General features: G+C 24.8%; 27 protein-coding genes and 1 pseudogene. 3 read left to right on the top strand and 25 right to left on the bottom strand.

Features of this window, described 5'->3' with window-relative positions; translation table 4 throughout:
- Positions 1-11: 11 nt before the first annotated feature.
- From ACZ91P_RS08125 to ACZ91P_RS08045, 17 genes are all read right to left on the bottom strand, one after another.
- Positions 12-281, bottom strand: coding sequence for a hypothetical protein (locus tag ACZ91P_RS08125; RefSeq protein ID WP_465158844.1), 270 nt, complete (start codon positions 279-281; stop codon positions 12-14).
- Positions 282-296: 15 nt separating this feature from the next.
- Entirely contained in the window at positions 297-710 is a 414-nt protein-coding gene (locus ACZ91P_RS08120) for a hypothetical protein (protein WP_465158843.1), read from the bottom strand.
- A 142-nt stretch (positions 711-852) separates the two neighbouring features.
- Positions 853-1,548 carry a hypothetical protein gene (locus ACZ91P_RS08115; RefSeq protein WP_465158842.1) on the bottom strand — a complete coding sequence of 232 codons (696 nt, stop codon included), beginning with the start codon at positions 1,546-1,548 and terminating at the stop codon, positions 853-855.
- Positions 1,542-1,976 (bottom strand): hypothetical protein, encoded by a 435-nt coding sequence (locus ACZ91P_RS08110; RefSeq protein WP_465158841.1) that lies wholly within the window; start codon positions 1,974-1,976, stop codon positions 1,542-1,544. The genes ACZ91P_RS08115 and ACZ91P_RS08110 overlap by 7 nt, the downstream gene beginning before the upstream one ends.
- 200 nt (positions 1,977-2,176) lie before the next feature.
- Entirely contained in the window at positions 2,177-3,094 is a 918-nt protein-coding gene (locus tag ACZ91P_RS08105; protein WP_465158840.1) for a hypothetical protein, read from the bottom strand.
- 94 nt (positions 3,095-3,188) lie between these two features.
- Complete coding sequence (locus ACZ91P_RS08100; protein ID WP_465158839.1) at positions 3,189-4,409, bottom strand: hypothetical protein; 1,221 nt, start codon at positions 4,407-4,409, stop codon at positions 3,189-3,191.
- 17 nt (positions 4,410-4,426) lie between these two features.
- Positions 4,427-4,885, bottom strand: a complete 459-nt coding sequence (locus tag ACZ91P_RS08095) for a hypothetical protein (protein WP_465158838.1) — start codon at positions 4,883-4,885, stop codon at positions 4,427-4,429.
- Positions 4,886-4,896: 11 nt separating this feature from the next.
- A complete protein-coding gene (locus tag ACZ91P_RS08090) occupies positions 4,897-5,298 on the bottom strand; it encodes a hypothetical protein (protein ID WP_465158837.1) in 402 nt (133 codons plus the stop codon).
- 19 nt (positions 5,299-5,317) lie between these two features.
- Complete coding sequence (locus tag ACZ91P_RS08085) at positions 5,318-5,770, bottom strand: hypothetical protein (RefSeq protein WP_465158836.1); 453 nt, start codon at positions 5,768-5,770, stop codon at positions 5,318-5,320.
- Complete coding sequence (locus ACZ91P_RS08080; RefSeq protein WP_465158835.1) at positions 5,725-6,009, bottom strand: hypothetical protein; 285 nt, start codon at positions 6,007-6,009, stop codon at positions 5,725-5,727. Before ACZ91P_RS08080 ends, ACZ91P_RS08085 begins: the two co-directional genes overlap by 46 nt.
- Positions 6,010-6,481: 472 nt before the next feature.
- Positions 6,482-6,958: a hypothetical protein gene (locus tag ACZ91P_RS08075; RefSeq protein ID WP_465158834.1), complete on the bottom strand. Its 477-nt coding sequence runs from the start codon at positions 6,956-6,958 to the stop codon at positions 6,482-6,484.
- A gap of 5 nt (positions 6,959-6,963) precedes the next feature.
- Entirely contained in the window at positions 6,964-7,332 is a 369-nt protein-coding gene (locus ACZ91P_RS08070) for a hypothetical protein (protein ID WP_465158833.1), read from the bottom strand.
- Between the two features lie 352 nt (positions 7,333-7,684).
- Positions 7,685-8,104 (bottom strand): PTS transporter subunit EIIB, encoded by a 420-nt coding sequence (locus ACZ91P_RS08065; protein WP_465158832.1) that lies wholly within the window; start codon positions 8,102-8,104, stop codon positions 7,685-7,687.
- Positions 8,105-8,115: 11 nt separating this feature from the next.
- Positions 8,116-8,685, bottom strand: a complete 570-nt coding sequence (locus tag ACZ91P_RS08060) for a PTS transporter subunit EIIC (RefSeq protein ID WP_465158831.1) — start codon at positions 8,683-8,685, stop codon at positions 8,116-8,118.
- A gap of 54 nt (positions 8,686-8,739) precedes the next feature.
- Entirely contained in the window at positions 8,740-8,904 is a 165-nt protein-coding gene (locus ACZ91P_RS08055) for a hypothetical protein (RefSeq protein ID WP_465158830.1), read from the bottom strand.
- Complete coding sequence (locus ACZ91P_RS08050; RefSeq protein ID WP_465158829.1) at positions 8,877-9,260, bottom strand: hypothetical protein; 384 nt, start codon at positions 9,258-9,260, stop codon at positions 8,877-8,879. The genes ACZ91P_RS08055 and ACZ91P_RS08050 overlap by 28 nt, the downstream gene beginning before the upstream one ends.
- A 924-nt stretch (positions 9,261-10,184) precedes the next feature.
- Positions 10,185-10,493, bottom strand: a complete 309-nt coding sequence (locus tag ACZ91P_RS08045) for a hypothetical protein (RefSeq protein WP_465158828.1) — start codon at positions 10,491-10,493, stop codon at positions 10,185-10,187.
- Positions 10,494-10,886: 393 nt separating this feature from the next.
- On the opposite strand from ACZ91P_RS08045, the gene ACZ91P_RS08040 reads away from it, so the two are divergent.
- Positions 10,887-11,204 (top strand): lipoprotein, encoded by a 318-nt coding sequence (locus ACZ91P_RS08040; protein ID WP_465158827.1) that lies wholly within the window; start codon positions 10,887-10,889, stop codon positions 11,202-11,204.
- A 111-nt stretch (positions 11,205-11,315) separates the two neighbouring features.
- Here the strand turns inward: ACZ91P_RS08040 and ACZ91P_RS08035 are convergent, their stop codons facing one another.
- The 3 genes from ACZ91P_RS08035 to ACZ91P_RS08025 are packed head-to-tail and all read right to left on the bottom strand — an operon-like array spanning position 11,316 to position 12,938.
- Complete coding sequence (locus tag ACZ91P_RS08035) at positions 11,316-11,822, bottom strand: redoxin family protein (protein WP_465158826.1); 507 nt, start codon at positions 11,820-11,822, stop codon at positions 11,316-11,318.
- 51 nt (positions 11,823-11,873) lie between these two features.
- On the bottom strand, positions 11,874-12,683 hold the full coding sequence (locus ACZ91P_RS08030) for a TlyA family RNA methyltransferase (RefSeq protein WP_465158825.1): 810 nt from the start codon (positions 12,681-12,683) through the stop codon (positions 11,874-11,876).
- A 6-nt stretch (positions 12,684-12,689) separates the two neighbouring features.
- Complete coding sequence (locus ACZ91P_RS08025; RefSeq protein ID WP_465158824.1) at positions 12,690-12,938, bottom strand: hypothetical protein; 249 nt, start codon at positions 12,936-12,938, stop codon at positions 12,690-12,692.
- 622 nt (positions 12,939-13,560) lie between these two features.
- Here ACZ91P_RS08025 and ACZ91P_RS08020 point away from each other — a divergent pair.
- On the top strand, positions 13,561-13,701 hold the full coding sequence (locus ACZ91P_RS08020) for a hypothetical protein (RefSeq protein ID WP_465158823.1): 141 nt from the start codon (positions 13,561-13,563) through the stop codon (positions 13,699-13,701).
- A 151-nt stretch (positions 13,702-13,852) separates the two neighbouring features.
- Here ACZ91P_RS08020 and ACZ91P_RS08015 read toward each other — a convergent pair whose 3' ends face one another.
- From ACZ91P_RS08015 to ACZ91P_RS08005, 3 genes are all read right to left on the bottom strand, one after another.
- Positions 13,853-14,080: a hypothetical protein gene (locus ACZ91P_RS08015; RefSeq protein WP_465158822.1), complete on the bottom strand. Its 228-nt coding sequence runs from the start codon at positions 14,078-14,080 to the stop codon at positions 13,853-13,855.
- 53 nt (positions 14,081-14,133) lie between these two features.
- Positions 14,134-14,730 carry a hypothetical protein gene (locus ACZ91P_RS08010; protein ID WP_465158821.1) on the bottom strand — a complete coding sequence of 199 codons (597 nt, stop codon included), beginning with the start codon at positions 14,728-14,730 and terminating at the stop codon, positions 14,134-14,136.
- 180 nt (positions 14,731-14,910) lie between these two features.
- Positions 14,911-15,513: an FMN-dependent NADH-azoreductase gene (locus tag ACZ91P_RS08005; RefSeq protein WP_465158820.1), complete on the bottom strand. Its 603-nt coding sequence runs from the start codon at positions 15,511-15,513 to the stop codon at positions 14,911-14,913.
- Positions 15,514-15,700: 187 nt separating this feature from the next.
- Here ACZ91P_RS08005 and ACZ91P_RS08000 point away from each other — a divergent pair, with 187 nt between their 5' ends.
- Positions 15,701-15,979: a S1 RNA-binding domain-containing protein gene (locus ACZ91P_RS08000; RefSeq protein ID WP_465158819.1), complete on the top strand. Its 279-nt coding sequence runs from the start codon at positions 15,701-15,703 to the stop codon at positions 15,977-15,979.
- 197 nt (positions 15,980-16,176) lie between these two features.
- On the opposite strand, the gene ACZ91P_RS07995 is transcribed toward ACZ91P_RS08000, so the two are convergent.
- Together ACZ91P_RS07995 and ACZ91P_RS07990 are read right to left on the bottom strand one after the other, a co-directional pair.
- The gene (locus tag ACZ91P_RS07995; protein ID WP_465158818.1) at positions 16,177-16,770 is read right to left on the bottom strand and encodes a hypothetical protein; all 594 of its coding nucleotides are present in this window, start codon (positions 16,768-16,770) and stop codon (positions 16,177-16,179) included.
- A 353-nt stretch (positions 16,771-17,123) separates the two neighbouring features.
- Positions 17,124-18,101: pseudogene (locus tag ACZ91P_RS07990) on the bottom strand (IS30 family transposase).
- Positions 18,102-18,114 lie beyond the last annotated feature (13 nt).

The raw sequence follows: 18,114 nt of genomic DNA, 5'->3' as shown, positions 1-18,114 counted from the left end.
ATATCACCTCTTTATTTCGTATCTTCTTTTTTAATAACATCTTCAATACTATCTTGTTTTTGTTGTTTGTTATGAGTTTTGATAAATCTAATAGTTTCAATAATTAAAACTATAATTCCTGCTCCAATAAGCATTGCTGAAACAATAACATATGCTGATCAAGAAATACCCAATGTTTTTTCTCCGATAAAACAAATAATAATTCCGGCAATAAAAAACAATGATGAAACTCCAAAGATTTTCAAAAACATAATCATATCTTTAATAGTTACTTTTGGCATAATACCATCTCCTTCCTAACTTACTTTTTTTCTTTCAATATACAATCCTTTAATTTCAACACTATTTGATATTGATGATAATTTAAACTCACCGTTGGAAAATAATTGAATGGTAATTCAACAACTTGGATTATTTCCATATGATATTCCACTTGCTAATTGACCTTTAAAGTTTATATGCGTAATTATATATAGTTCTATCTCAAGCGTTGTATAACACCATAAACGATAATAATATTCTGACTTATTAAAATTTTTAATTTTATATCCTTTAGAATCTTGAACAAAATCACTAGTATCAACAACTTTTCAATCATTTGATATTTTAGATAAATCTTTTTTCTGTAAATAAAATTTATCTAAATATTTAGTACTACCAAATGTATCATCAGTACTTTCAATTCCCGCAACTGTACTATCAATAATCATATAATCAGCAGTATTTTTACAACCTTCAAAACTAGGGTCTCAAATTCTTAATTCCCCGTTTTCAGCATTAAAATCAGCATTAACACACGACCACTACTATTAGGTAATAAAGTTATTTTATTTTGTTTTAAATCTGAAACCATTAATTCATCAGCAGTATTTTCAATAATTGTTTTATTATCAATTTTAATATCACTACCGCCACTTTGTTTTGCTTTTCAGACACCATTTTTTCATAAATAGTATCATTATCAAAGGGAACATTTATTTCATTATTGTTATTTTTAACAATAGTTTTATTGTCAATCTTAGTTTTTTCTTTTTCTATTAAAGCATCAACTTCTAATTGAGTATAATATGATTCTAAATCAATCATTGTTAAATCAATACCTTCTTTTTGAAAAGTACGAAACATTTTCTTTAAAGTTGTTAAATTAGCCAATGATTTTGCATAGGTAGGCAATAGACCTTGTCAAATAATCATGGGGTCATTTTGCGATGAATAATTAATATCACCAACACTCATATTTGCCGAAGTAAAAAATTCAATTGGAATGCGGTTAAATGTTCAATGCTCAATCGTAATAAACACCATATTAATACAAATTTTCTTTAATAATGGATCTTTAAATGTTTCAAACTTTAGTTTTGAAAATGGATAGTTTAAGTAAGAATTAATCATATTTTGGGCTCTTAAAGCAAATGTTTTAAATCATAATTTTACATCACCTTTAAAAAACTTATTATAACGAACTGGAACTTGTGTAATTTTACCTGTCATTGGAATAAAATTATTATAATTTTCCAAAGTAACATTTTGTCATAATTCATTTAACATTTAATCATCTCCTTATCATTTACTTTTTTAGAATATATTTTCTTTAATATAAATTTTTTACTATTTAGTAATGTTTTTGTTTTAATTGTTTTGTTTAAATCTTGTTTTGTTTTGAGTTGTTTATATGCTTGAAATACTAATCCATTACCTAACAAACTAGTAACCGCACTATCTTCTAGCGTATTTAACAATTTATCTTTATTAAAGTTATTTTTAAATTGTTCTTGCATTTTTAATATCTTAGCAATTGTCCGATATATTTTAAAACTATTTTTTACTACTTGCTGATAAGCAAATGGGGCAAAAGAAACTAAATTAAACAAACTTGTTTTTTTAAATCCCCAACCAATAAACCACTCACTGTTCATATAGAATTTAAACGGTTCGGGAGCCAAAACAAACTGTTCTGCTTTGATTAAAGTTGTCATAACGACAATAGGGACATATTTAGGATTTTTATAATATATTGTTAAAGCAACTTCACCCGCAACTGATAATGGAACAATTTTAACTGCTAAAAAACATCAGAACCATAAGCAAAAGGTAATAATTGACTTTTTTTAATAGCCTTAGTTTCAAATTTAGATAATATTTTTTTAGTTTTATCAGTAATTTTACTAATTACTTTTTACTTAATAGTAATTATTTGTTTTTCAATTGGGGCTAATAATTTTTTAGTTACTTTTTGAATATAAAAATTTGGGTTTAAATGATTTAAAATTTTATTTAATTTAATTGGTTTTTGATGAAAAATATTTAATAATTTATTATTATATATTTTACTGCCTCGCATTAAATTAGCATTTAATATTAGGTTTTTACCAACACCTTTTTTATGAAGATTAGTCATTATGTTATATCACTCATTAGTATTAATTTTGCTTATTTTATCAATATTTAATCCATATTCAGACAATCATTTATTAGTATTTATTTCATTTATGCGTGGTATTTTTTGAACTAATGTAGGACTTATTTTTTGAATATTTTTTTCAATTTTTAATAAATTATTAATTGTTTCTAATTTAGAAACTTTAAAACCCTTATAAAAATCATTTCGGGCTAATTTTTCAATTGTATATAATAAAGTTTCATTATTAGCTTGTTTTGTAAAATCAAATATTAATTTATCAGATAAAATCTTTTTACCTCTAACTTGTCTTACAACATCTTCTAAATTATTAGCAGTTATTACACCTAATTTTTCAAGTAGTTTAGTTTCTTTCGCTAATTTTAAAATTTTAGTTGTTCGAGCAGCACGCGTTAATTTTCCAATACCATCAATTGCTGGTAGCAAATTTAAGGCAGTACTTTTTGCTGTCACTTCTGATGTTAATTTATCGTATATTTGATTTACGGCAAAATCGGTTGCTGTTTCTACTCCAAATGAGATAAATGCTGCGGCAAAATTAGATAATCCCGTGCCAAGACCAACAGCTGAAGCAATACCACCAGTTAAAACTGATAAACCAAGAGCTAAAACTTGAATTCCTAAAAATTCTAATAACTGTAAACCAAAATTTTTTTCTTGTTGTTGGATTGACAATCTAGTTGGATTTTTTTAACAGCATAAATAAGGGCTGTTTTAGATGTTCCAATTGGCTATATATCAAACTAAAAAGTACTATTTTTTAGTACTATTAAGAATTTTTAATTTTAACATCAATCGGATTTGTTTGACCAGTAGCGTTGTTTTTACCTTCAATTTGTACTGCAACTGTTTTATCATTTGTAATATCAATTGGTCAATCTTCACTTTTACTTTCAATAAAGTAATCAAAATCACTTTCAGTTAAAGAACTATTTACTGCTTTTACTGCTTTTAAAACAACATCTTTAAATTGTGGTTTTAACTGTTCGGCTGTTGCTTTTGTTGGGTCTGCAACATGAATAGTTGGTTTTTCTAATTTATTAATTTTACTAATATCAATTTTTGAAACAATATGTTTAATAATTCCTTTTGGTTCAAGCACTACTCCACCTAAATATAAAACTCTTTCCATAATCAAAGTATTACCTATTCCAGTACCTAACGCAGCAGCACCAACTCTTAACGGAGTATGATCTTTTTTGCGTAAAATAAGAGGGTAATATTTTTTGCTAAACTTAAAGGCAATTGCATTAACACCATTTGGTAATAATTCAATTGTTCCTTCTAAACCATCTTTATTAATAATTGGTAATTTTTTAGGAACCATATAGTATGTTGTTCCTTCAACAGTTTTCATTGCTCCACTTGTTGTGATTACACTATTTATTTGGTCGTTTGCTCCAAGTTGTAACTGTAATTTATTACGAATTCCACGAATAAAATCAGCCGAATCTAAAACAATTGTTTCTGATGGAGTAAAGCCGTTTTCATATATTTTATCCATAATTTCATCATGGATTTGTAAAGCATTTGTATCATCTGCTTTTTGGCCTTGAATAGTTGTAACTGTTCCTTTATTAATAATTTCTAAAATTTTATTGCGTTTATAAGCAACCTCAGTATCCATTGTTTGCTCAATATCGGCAGCCCAAAGATTAGGATTAAAATCATTTTCTACAGGGTCTAATTTACGAGCAAAAGTTAAAATTGTATCTAATTCAACAACTCCATCTTCAAATTCTACTGTTGAATATTTTAGAAGATTATCATCGGTATTAAATACTTGTCCATCTTTTCCCAAACCTTCATTATATTTAATATTTTTCTTTCTTTTATATGTTAAACCAAATTTATTTGCTTCTTTTCACGCAAATAAAGCTTCTCAACTAAATTTTTGTTGATAAGTTTGTAAATATCATTGTTCAAATGTTTCTCGGTCTCTTTGTGTTGCTTGATTAGCAATATCGCCAAAAATTGTTTTTGGATCCATATTTTTATTCCTTCTTTTTATTTATTAAATACATTGTCTGTATCTAAAATATTGTTTTCTTTGTTTACTACTTTTGGTACGCCCCCAGTATTAACTGTTTGTACCTTAATTAATTCATCATAAACACTTTGCAATTGTGTTTTAATGATTTCAATATCATCAGTAATATCATAAGATTTTAATAAAACATTTTTAAAATCTTCATTATCAGTTGAAGAATTAATAAAATCAATTACTTCAATTTGTTTTAGTTGAATTGTTTGTTGTTCAATTTGTGAAGTTAACTCAGTATTTTTTGCTTGTAGTTCGTTGATTTGCTGATTATTATTTTCTAAATTACTTGAATTAAATTCTTCAACTTCAGCAGTATTTTTTAAAATAATTTCAGCAGTTTTAATATCTAAACTACCATCTTCATTTTTAATAGGTTCATTATTTTCATTTATAAGAACATATTTTACATTTTTTAATGCCATTGTTTTTCCTCCTATTTTTTAATATTTGTATTTGTTCTTTTTCTAATCGCTTTTTGTATAATTTCAAAACTATCTACTCTAAAAGACAAAAAATAGCGTTTAGTTTTTATATTTAACTGATTAAATACTGAGCCTTTAATTTTTATCTCATCATCTTTTTTTAATTTCAAAAACTCAGTTAAAACAGATGGGTTATATATTGATAATGTTGAGTAATTTAATCCTTCTCACTGACATTTAGCCGAACAAGCATCAACTTCAACACCACCAGCAACAAGAGCCTTAATTTTTGTTTTAATAGGATTTTCATGTAATATAACAGTTAATTCTAACTTATTAACTTTTTTACTTTTTGTTTTTGTCTTATTAGTAGTGATTGTTGTTTTAGATAAATTACTTTTTGTTTTTACCATTATTTATCACTTCCTTTTTTTAAAAATATTGCAAATGTTTTCAAGCATCTAATTCATGCTCTGTCATTTTAATATTTCCTTTATAAACATAATTTTTCTTAACAACTGGTGATTGTAAAACATAATTTAAATTAAATAGATATTTGCATAAAACTTTTAAACCGCCAATGAATTTAGGGGTAGATAATGGATTTTTTATTTTTAAACCTTTGTGAAGTTGATAATCTTCAATTATTACAATAACTTTATTTAAATAATAACAAATTTTATTTTTAAATTGATTTAATATTAAATACACATTATTTATTGCTTCTTCTTCATTTTTGGAATTAAAAGTAATATTATTAATTATTTTCTTTTGCAAAACATTATAGATAATAATACCAGTTTGTCCAATTCCAGCAGGGTCAATTGCAATAATATATTTTAATTTATTTGTTTTATTTTTTTCTCAATTTGTAATATCTTTCAACCATCTTTAGCCAAATCTAAAATATCATTAATTTTGTAATGTTGCATATATGAATTAATAACATCTCATTTATCTTCAAATAAATTTAAATACATTTTTGCTCATTCTAAACACTGTAAATCATAATTATTTTTATGGTGCGAAATACGACAATCAACGGACTTACAATTAACTCAATCAAATGATGTTCTTATTTCATTTCAAGTTTTATTGATATATTTACTTTTATATTCTTGCATAATATTTTTTTCCTTTCTTTTTATTTATATTTTTTAAATAAAAAGAAAAATCCTTTGTTGGTTAATATTTTGTTATTTAGTAAATAATGTATTGTATTTTGCCTTTATTTGAAAGGAAATTTATAAAAAAATATCGTTTATTTTGTGTAGGGAAAACAGAATAACATCTGTTTTTATGATAAAAATTCTAAATTTAAAGATACTATCCGATGAATAATGCAAATAAATTTATGTTTTTAATATAAAAATAAAAAAACAATCTCACAAGAATTGTTTTTTGCCGGTTCATCGTACAGGACGCCTAAAAAAATAAAAACCTTTTAAAATTAGCAATAACCTTAAAAAGTATTTTTTAGTGTGTCAAAATTCATAAATTTATAAATTATTTTTGTTGAATTTTTTATAAATTTTGTTATCATTCAATTATAAGCGAAACTTAATTTGTTTCTAATTACTTAATTTTATTAAAAACCTAAGAATAATGAATACTACCCAAAATATTATCTAAATCAGTATTACTATAATCCTTAGGTAAATTATTTATTAAAGTTGTTCATTTGCCATTAGTATTTGGTTTTTCGTTTCTTGTTAATCATTTTTTAAATTTATTAAGAAGGGATGTCTTTTTTAATGTAAAAGAAACAATAATTCTATCAGAAAATAAAGTATAAAAAATAGTTCCACCAGTTAAAATACTAGCATCATCTGATACAATCAGAAGCCATGTATCATCAGAAAAATGTATAGTTAACGCCTGATAAACTTTATCTAAGTTTCCAACAATAACAGGACTATTATCAGTAATTTGGTCAATAAACTTAATATCACTTTCTTTGATATGCAAATTATGATGAAGAAAAGCAACTTTAATTGTTTCAGAATTATTATTAGGTAATTCTCCTATATTAGGATTTGTTGTTAAAGAAGTTAAAGAAAATTCATTTGTCATGAAATTTACTTCAATGGGTGATTCAGTATTGTCAATATTCAACTCCCTTTCATTATACAGTACTGTTGCAATTGTGTTATTAAAGGATTATCTTCTTGTAATTGGCTTAAAATTGTATGTGAAAAATTATTTTCAAGAGTTCCTAAATTTCGATTTGGAATAACCCTAGATAGAGTAACAACGGGATTATAATTAATTGTAAAAGTATTAATTCTAGAAATTATTCTATTTGTTCCTATCATAATACTTTGTTGTAAATGTCCTGTTGTCCTTGTTTCTGTAATACTATCAAAAATAAAGTTTTCTAAAAAAGATGGCTGTGAAAAAATTGAGTGATTTAATGCCGCATTAACTGTAGATATTAATTCTGCCAATGACTTAGGAGTATTTCTTTTCTCAATGGTATGATCTTTTATTACATAAAAGTTATTTCTTAAATTGGCTTTTTTGCATTATCTGATAATGGATAAACATTATTGGCTAGTAAATTTGGAATAGTTCCAAAAGTTATAGTTACACCAATTAATAAGTGTAATATTTTTTTCACTTTTTTCTTCCTTTCTTTTTATTAGTAAATAGTTAATTCTAAAATATTATAACATTTTTAAAATATATGTTATTTTTGCATTTAATATTATTTTCCGTAAATTTCAGATAATTTAGTTGCAACAGCTTCAACATTTAAACCAATAATAATTTGAATGCCCTTTGTTTTAGAAACTAACACTAAGCCAGCAACGCCGGCTGCTTTAATTGCTGCTTCATCAATTTTTGTGTGTCTTCAACTGTTAAACGTAATCTAGTCATACAGTTATCAACTTTAACTAGATTATCATGCCCAATTGCATCATAAATTACTTGTGCTAATTTTAATGGTCCATTAGGGTCTTTTTGAATGTCAATTAGTTGATTAACACTATTTTGTGAAGTTACAAATTTACTATCCGCTTGACCACTTCCAGGAACATTATTATTTGTTAAAAGTTGTTGTTGACTTGTTTTTTTCTTTGCATTATGTTTAACTGTTTTTTGTAATCCTATTACTTCTTCTTTACGTCCAGGTGTTCCTAAATTCATTTTTTTAATAAGATATTTAAAACCAAAAAAGTAAGCTGCTCCCTCAACTAATCCAATTGGAATAATCATTAATGAGTTCCCTAATACTTTATAAATACCAGCTTGTAAGTTTGATGATATTGTTGACATATCTCATGAAGTTTTAATTGATACAGCTCAATCAATGAAACCAGCCGAGAACCAAACCCAACACGGATTCCAAAGCCAACAGTTAATGTTGAAAATAGACCAGCTAAAACAGCATGTAATCCTAATAAAATCGGAGCTAAGAAAACAAATGAAAATTCAATTGGTTCTGTAATTCCTGTTAAAAAACTAACTCCGGCAGCTGAACCTAAAATCCCGGCATATTCAGCACGACGGATTTTATCTTTAATTGATAAAATCATTGCTGCACAAGCTGCTGGTAAACCAAATATCATCATTGGGAAGAATCCTGATTGGAAAATTCCACTTCCTCCTGCTAAACCAAATTTAGCGTCAGCATATAGTTTTCCTAAAAAGACGTTAATATTACCATTGACTGTAGTAATAATTCCAGTTGTATTTCAATCACTAATTGATAATACACCATTACTATCAATACTATATACAGCTCATTGTAGCATTCCATCAACAATTTGCCATAAATTAGTTCCTTGATAATTCATCAAGTGCCCAATAATTGGTTGTTGGAATCATAAATAAGTGTTTAATACTTGGTGCTAACCAAATGGTAATAATAACCGGTTAAAAATAGCATAGAAGAATGCTCCTAATGGAGGAATCGCTCCTAAACCATAACCTAAGTATTGTAATCCTAATTGAAATCATGATCAAATTGCTGCTAATGCAAATGAACCTAAGAGAAAATAAACTGCTGTGATCATTGGTACAAATCGACGACCTGAAAAAATCCTAAGGCTGCTGGTAACTTAACGTCAGAATATTTGTTATAAATTAGTGCAACAAGACAACCAGCTAAAATTCCGCCAAAAACACCCATACTGATGTTATATTTTGCACCATAACCTTTAACAGCATCACCAACATTAAAATAAAAAACATATAAAATTTGTGAATGCGGTTCTGCCCAAAATTGATTATCTTGAAAATTACCAATTGATGTATTTCCTAACAAAACATTATTGTAATATCACTGTGGGACAATCCTCATTAGTTCTTCTATAACAGTCCATCCAAAGAAAGCAACTAATGCTGCTTCTCCCCGAAAATCTTTGGCCATCCCAAACCCTAATCCGATTGTAAATAATGGTGCTAAATTACCAATAGCAGAATTACCAACCGCTTAAAAAATTGAACCAATATATCAAATTGCTGACAATGTTCCCGTTTGAGTTAATTCTGGATTGATTGAAGCATCATTCATAACCCCCCAATCGTAATAACAAAGCAGCAATTGGTAATACAACAATTGGAAATTGTAATGCTTTTCCTAATTTTTGTAAATATTGTATTTTATTTGTTTCCTTTCTTTTTTAGCTTACATAAGTTGATATGTTTTAACTAAAATGATTAAAAGATTATCTATTAAGTTTAATAATTGTAACTAGGCCAACTATTAAGGATATTGCAAATAATGATGTTAAGATTAAAAAAATATTTCGTTTAATTTCAAACAAAAGACCTCGTTCACGCTGAACTCCTAACCCTTGTTCTTTAAATTTATTATTTTTATTTCGTCAATATAAAAATTAGTAAGTATAAGGTTTGAGCCAATAATTTATTGTCCATTTTAAATATCCTTTTCTACTTTTTAACTATATGTTTTATTATTTTCTTGAATAGTATTTAAAAAATAATGTTATTTTATTAATAAGGGTCGGAAGTCCTAATTGATATTACAATCTGCAATGTCAAAATTTATAATAAAAAAATAAATATTTTAAATATTCTTTGTTTTATAAATAATTTAATTAATATGACTATTATCATTTTTTATACTTTATTTTTATATGAATCAAACAGTTAATTTTAAATGTCCATAATCTTTTTTTCTAAGCATAAGTATGATTACTTATGCTTGCATTATAACACTTTTGTTTTCTAAAAAAAGAAAATATAATTTTTTATAAAAAAATTTTATACTAAATTTAAGAAATTAAAAACCTTCTTTCTCAAGAAGGTTTAAGTATTAGTTTTCCCTAAATTATTTTTGTAATTGTTGATCATAATATTTTTTTGTTTTATTAATATTGTTTTTGCCAACAAAAACAAAGTTATGTTTTGATTTAATACAATCTGGATTGATACAATGCAATTTATACTCACAAGGTTTTGAGCGACAGAAAAACACCGGTTGTTCACACATTTGGCATGATAAAATTGATTTTTGTGATTCTTGCATTGCAGCACATTTTTTACATTCTTCAGCATGTTGTTCGCAGCCAATGAAGACACTATCTGGCATTGCTAATCTTTTTTTTGTTTCAGTTGAATTGTTATTTTTGAAAGCCATAGTTTTTGTGTTCTCCTTTCATAAAATACTTGTAATAAACACCTCTCTTATCAAAAAATTATCGGCGCCAATAGTAAAAACATTAATGCCGATGAATGATAAAACTTATCTTTAAGGGTTAATACAAATTTTAGTATATATTTTTTAGTAAAAATTAACAATGTTATTCCTTTCAAAAATGTTGATTATTAAGGGTTTGATGAAATAATTTGGTAATTTATGGTAAAAATTAAAAAAATAACTTATTTTATTTAAAATAATTTATAATTATTTAATTTGATTTAACTTATAAACTATAAAATAGAATTTATTTTAAGTTTAAACTTGAAAAAATAAAAAAATACAATAAGATTATCGATAATATTAATCGAATAGAAAGGAAACATATAAAAAATGAAAAAAATTTTAGCAATTCTAGGAGCAATTAGTTTTTCGGCAGTTGGAGCAAGTAATGCTATTGCTTGTAATGCAATACATGAAAATGAAATTAAAAGTCTTCAAAATCGATTATCAACATTAAAAGGGAAAATTAATAACTTAAAAAATATTAGTGAAGAAGAAAAAGCACAATTAAAATTTGCCTTAATAGAACTTGAAAATCAGTTACAAACATTAACTTCCCCTGGAATTAAATCAATGTCAAAAACAGAACTTGATTTATTTAAAAAAGCAATATCTTTTTTAGAACAACAATTTAACAAATTAAGTTAAATAAATATTTTTTTTCAAATAGTTAATGTTCTCAATATTTAAATTAAAAATGTTTCTTTTAACTGGGTATTTCCAGTTAAAAGAAACATTTTTTTATTTCATTACAAGTTTTTATTTTTGAAGAGTATCTAAAAATTGATAAACTTCGTCATAATTTGGTTCAGAAGAAATTGGTAAAACAATTTGTAAATAAATAATTTTATTGTCTTGATCTAAAACCATTACACTTCGTAATAATAAGTTATTAAATGGAAAGTATAATTTTGTTTGTGTTCCAAATTCACGATAATTAGTATCAGATAATAGAATATGTTTTGAATTAATAAAAGCTTCACATGCTCGTTTCAAAGCAAATGGCAAATCACGTGAAATTGTTATTAATTGAAAATTAGGATATTTACTAATAATTGTTTCATTAAATTGTTTTGTTTGTGTTAAACAAACACTAGTATCTATACTAGGTACTGTGGAAATAACTTTATATTCTTTTGTTATGGTTGCTAATTCAAAATCTTGTCAATCAACCATATCAGCTTTAAATGATACTTTGTCACCAACTTGAAGATGATCTTTTGCAAGCAAATTTTTAACATCGCCGCTCATTGTTCCTACTGCCATAAAAATTGTTTCCTCCCTTCTTTTATAAGAATATTATATCCTAAAATATTATTATAATAATAAAATATTTCAAGCATTTTCAATTATTGTTGCTATAACTTCGTCAGCAATATAATTAATCGGATTTATTGTTCGTTGTAATAAACAAATAAATTCAATGTTTTTCTTTTTATTTCCTAAAATTGGAGAATAGTCACAATTGATAACACTGAAACCATTATTAAGACCTAAAGTAAAGATTTTTTTAATAACATCATAGTGCGTTGCTTTATGATTAATTTTTCCTTTCTTAACAGCTTCTTTTGTACTCTCAAACTGTGGTTTAATTAAGAAAAAAGCATAATGATTTAATAATAAAATATCTTTTAAAGATGGAATAATTTTATCTAATGAAATAAAAGAAACATCACAGCAAGCAAATTCAATTTCATCAGGGGCAAATAATGCTTTAGTAACATATCGAAAATTAGTTTTCTCTAATGAAACAACCTGCGGATTATTGCGTAATTTTCAAGCTAATTGGTTTGTACCAACGTCGACAGCATAAACTTTTTTAGTATGATTTTGTAATAAACAATCGGTAAAACCACCAGTTGAAGCACCAATGTCAAGGCAAACTAGGTTTTTAACGGTTAAATTAAAAGCAGTTAAACCTTTGGCTAACTTTTCCCCTGCTCGGGAAACATATTTTAATGGTTCACCACGTAATTTAATAATACTATTTTCTTTTACTAGTTCACCTGGTTTTAAAGCTGGGACATTATCAACTAAAACATTGTTTGCTAAAATCATTGCTTTAGCTTTTTCACGCGAAGGAGCTAAATTATTATTAACCATTAACTGGTCTAACCGAATTTTCATTAAAATTTATTTTCCCTTTCATTTACTTTTCTTAAATGCACGTTGGTTTTGATAACGAAATAATAATCGTTGCTTTCGATTTTTTGTTTCCCGATAAGTTTCTAAGATTGTATCTTGTGCTAGGATATAATTAGTAATTTCTTTTAAAAAGTAAGCACCATATGATAATGATCATTTTAATGAAACAAAATTTTGATCAATTTTAGCTTCAATAATTTTTGAATAATTACTAATAATATAATTACATTCTAACATAATGTTATTAATATTATTATATTTAAAAAGATAATATGTTGTTTGTGGTAATTGATATTTTTGTGCTAAAAAAGCAAGATTTTTTGGAATAATTAATTGTTGAGTATCTAAGTCAATTGTAATATCAACTGGTTTTTATAATGGCACATAGTGGATTTTTCCCGATAAAGTTAATAACCGTTGCTAGTATCTTGTGACATTTGTCACTTTTTCCCTCATTTGTTATTTGCTCAATTATAATAATTAAACTTGTTATTTTCCATCTAATCACCCATTTGACTAAAGTAATTATACCAAATTTAGGATGAACAAAAAAGGATTTAGATAATAATTTTATTTGCATTAATTATCCTAATATTTCAAATTTAATATTTATACTTTCACTTATAATTTAGCAAATAATTATAACTTATTTTTTTAAAAAATATATTACTTTTTTTTAAAAAAATAAATATTTTTAAAAGGTAAATTATTTACAATTTTAATCTTAAAAATGGGAAAAAAATTGATATTTTAATAATTATCACTAAATTAATTGTGCCATAAAATGAGAAGAATATAATGAAAGTGTAAATAATATTTACGGCGTCAATATAGATATTTTTACAGGAGATGATTAATAATGTTTGATTATAAGAATATCTTAGTTGGTGTTGGAGCAATTGCGTTGGCAACTACCCCGGCATTATTATTATCGAATACAACATTTATCAATAATACATACAATAAAACTGCACATAATATAAAACCGAGGAAAAACTAGGAATAGCATATCAACAATTTTATCAAAATAATAAATCAAATATTAATCTAACAAATATTAAAAATTTAAAAGATGGGATTAATGAATGGGATTATTATTTTGTTTACTCACACTTATACTTAAATCATGCTTTATTAACCAAGGTTCAAAATTATTTAGGATCAGTTGGCGGAGTTATTACAGCCTTATTCACAATCCCAGAAATTGCAACTGTCGCTGGAATTGTTGCTGCATTATTAATTGCACAATGATATGTCTGAAATATTCCATCATATGATCAGGGTAATGGTGTTGGTATTAACTTAATTGGAGTAGTTCCTCAAATTATAATTTCTGTTTGAGCACAATAAGTTATTAGTTTATTATCAAAAACAGACAAGGCCCAGATTTATTATTTACACTACTGCTAGTTTATACTAGCAGTTTTTAAATTTAGTTTTTAATTAAATTTAAACAAATAAAAAGAGCACTTTGCTCTTTTTTTCTTTCATTTTCAATTTCTTGTTTTTGTTCTTGCTGTGTTGCAATATGTTCTTTATAAATTTTTATCGTTTGTTCTTTAGTTAATTTTTCTAATCTTGCTGGTTTAGGTACTACATTTGGGACGTGTTTTATTCCCCCTGTATAAAAGATTGAATTACCTGTTTGTAATATGTTTTCATTTTTGCTATCAGTTTCAGATGAAGGGTTACGAACTTCTAGTTTTGGATTTGCTTTTAATTCAAAAGTATTTAGTTTACTTTTTAAATTACTTAAAGTTTTCTGTGCGACATCAATAATTTCTGGTCTATTTACAATATTTTCTTTATCTTTATCATTGTCAAAATATTGTAAAACTACCCCATTAAATAATTCATTATAAAAATTTTTAATGTCTGATAGTTCTTCTAAGTTTATTATTTCTTTTAAATTATTATCATTTGAGATAACTTCTTGGTATATTTTATATTTTTCATCTAATTCTGCTTTAAAATCTGCATATTCATTAGCAATAACTTTTAAATTATTAATAAATTCGATTCTTTTCATTGCAATTTTCTTTCAATATTGTTTTTAATTATTATTTATGAAATAATAATTAAAGTAATTTATTTTAAAATTAGTTTTAAAATCATATACTTATTAAGTTTATCATAATTTATTAGTACAAACATTAATAAGAAGCAAATAAAAACTCAACATTTATTGAGTTTTTATTATTTTTGTTAATTAAAATGTTTTAACAACTTTTTGAATTTCTTCATCATATTGGTCAATTAACTCATCTGGACTTAGGGCATTGGTTGGAGTAACTTTTGTTCCTGCAACAAGAATTGGTTTATTAACAGTAGCACCAACAAATTCTCATGTTCCTTTTAAATATTCGGTGTGATTTCCCCATGGATATCAACCAAAAGGAGCTCCTTGGGTTGTTAAAATTTGTATTTTTAAATGTGGTAATAACCCGACTGCATCACCTTTTTTTGCATATTTATATGAAAATGTTTTATCTGCAACTAACACATGATCTAAGTAATTTTTCATTAAGCCAGAAACATTAAAGTTGTTCATTGGACATACAACAATAACTTTTTGTACTTCTTTTAATTGATTAATATAAACATCAGCATCCTCTGCACTAAAATAAGTACCAAAATTATCACGCGTAAGTGTTTTAAGGGCCATTGGGGTTTCGTTTAAATCTAAATGAATAATTTCATCGTTTGCATTTGCTGCTTGATAATATTTAAGAAAACGAGCTGCTAAAGCTTTTGAATATGATTTTTCATTAGGGCTAACCGTTCCATAAATTACTAATACTTTATTTGCCATGATTATCGTTCCTTTCTCGTTTTATTTTATCATATTTTATTTTCTAAACTAATTAATAATATTGTCAGAAACTGTTGCAAATGATAATTTTTGATAATTTAAAAAATTTAACAAAATTTTTAAAATAGCAAATCATTTTTAGCATTTTAATAATATAATAATGTTATGAAAAGAAGAAAAAAATATTATGTATGATAAAAAAAGCAAGGTTATTGTTAAAATAACAAATATCACGCCGTTCGGTGCTTTTTGTGAATTAAAAGATGCAGCTGGTTTAATTCATATTAGTGAATTTTCTGATTTCTTTGTTCGAGATATTCGAGAATTTGTTAATGTTGGTGACAATGTTGAAGTAGAAGTTCTTGATTTTGACCTCGTTAAAAAACATATCAAATTAAGTTACAAAAATTGCCGTCCAGAATTATTGAAAAAGGACAATAATTTATGTAGTATTCATTATTCTTAGGTTTTTAATAAAATTAAGTAATTAAAAACAAATTAAGTTTCGCTTATAATTGAATGATAACAAAATTTATAAAAAATTCAACTTTTTTTAAAAATATAATTTTTAGTTGAAAAAAATAATTTATAAATTTATGAATTTTGACACACTAAAAAATATTTTTTAAAGTTATTGCTAATTTTAAAAGGTTTTTATTTTTTTTATAAAGATAAAAATTGATTTTGAAATTGATTTAAATTAAATATATTAAATTCAATTTTTTCTTTATTATTTTTATTAGTTTTATCAACTTTCTCATCATTAATTTGATTATTAAGTCTTAACATAGAAGCAATTAACATATTGATAAATGTTTCTTTACAATATATTTTTGCGCCACGCCCTTTAACGGCCTTAATATAATGCGATACATCACTCTCAACATGACAACCAATATTATATTCTAATGATTGATTTACAATACCTTCTTCATTACTTTTAATTAATTCAATGGTTTCTAATAAAAATATTTTTTTATTACCATTAACATATGGTAAATGACATATTAAAAAATCTAATAATAATTTATAATTTCCAGTAAAGAAATATATTTTTGCTAATTTATATTTTATTCTATGAATTTTGATTCTATTTCGATTTGGGAATAATTGTTTAAATCTATTTGATATTTGATTAATATCATAAGTATCCATTGATTTAAAAATTTTATCAATAAAATTATCAATATTAGATTTATTATTTTTATTCTTATGATTTTTATTCATCATTTGAAAAACGCCTTTTTTCTTTTTCATTTTTATTCTGGTTTTTGTTGACTTTTCTATTTGCATTCTCTGTTATATGTAAAATATCTTTATATCTTTTTCCATCACCTATAAAAGACACATATTTATTTTTTAAATTTATTTCAATTCTTTCGTATTTTTTTAAACCTAATTCTTAATCTAAAGGATAACGATTTATATTTTCTTTTTTTTCTTTGTAAATTGTACTATGAAGTGTAGCAGTTTATTTGTTATCATTATAACATCAATAAAATAAATGTTCAATATAATTTATTTTTAAAAAATTTAGTAGTTTTGTTTTAAATTTATGAATTTTGGCACACTGAAAAATAAAATGATTAAAATTTTTATAGGTAATTATATTAAAAATTAAACATTTGTATAAAAACTTCTTTTGAAGATAGTCAATGTAAAGATTTTTTAAGTTTAGAGTTTATTATATTAGCAACTTCTTGATAATAATTTCTTGAATAAATACTTAAATCAATTCCTTTGGAAAATCAATGTCTAAAATCGCAAATTGCTCTTTCAACTTTGGGTTTTTGTGTTGGAGTTCCAGCATCACAAAAATATACTTTAGCATTTGTTATTTTTTCAATTTTTTCTCAATCAGCAAATTCTTTCCCGCGGTCTGTTATTATTTCTTTACATCTATCTTTTAAAAATCTGTTAGAAAAAATTCGTTCTACTGCGTTTTTAACTTCTTTTGTTGTTTTTTCTTTTAATGCTTCAATAATTTTAAATTGGGTTAATTCTTCGATTAAAACTAAACAAACACTATTATTTTTACCAACCATAGTGTCCATTTAATATCAACCAAATTCATATTTATCATGTTTTGCTTCTTCAATAGTTCTAAAATTTCTTATTTTTCCGCGATTATCAATCCTATTTTTTGTTTTATATTTTCTACCGTTAAAATACAAATTATCTTTCTTAAAATTTAAAAATCCCAAATGAATATATTTATATAAAGTTTTAAAACATATGGGAAATTTAACACCAAACTCTTTTTCATATTTTTTGCAGATTTGTTCTGGTGAATCATAAAATTTGTTATATTTTTCATCTAGTCATTCTAAAATATTTAGCAATAATGATGATTTTTTAAAACATTTTTGTCGTTTTTGTAAATAATCTTCGTGTGCTAATTTAGCGTTATATTCATTATCTTTTAACCTTTTTATTTCTCGTCTAATTGTATTGCGATTTTTATGCAATATTTTTGCTATTTTAGATATATTGGATTTACCATTTTTTCTTTTTAAAGAATCAAGTTCTAATAAATCTTTTAACATTACTCTTTCTTTAAAAGTAAAATGATGCTTTCTTTTATCCATTTTAAAAAATCCT

The organism is Spiroplasma endosymbiont of Halictus nicosiae (assembly GCF_978018445.1).
The sequence above is the reverse complement of the archived record's forward strand: the minus strand, read 5'-3'. Positions and strand labels throughout refer to the sequence as shown.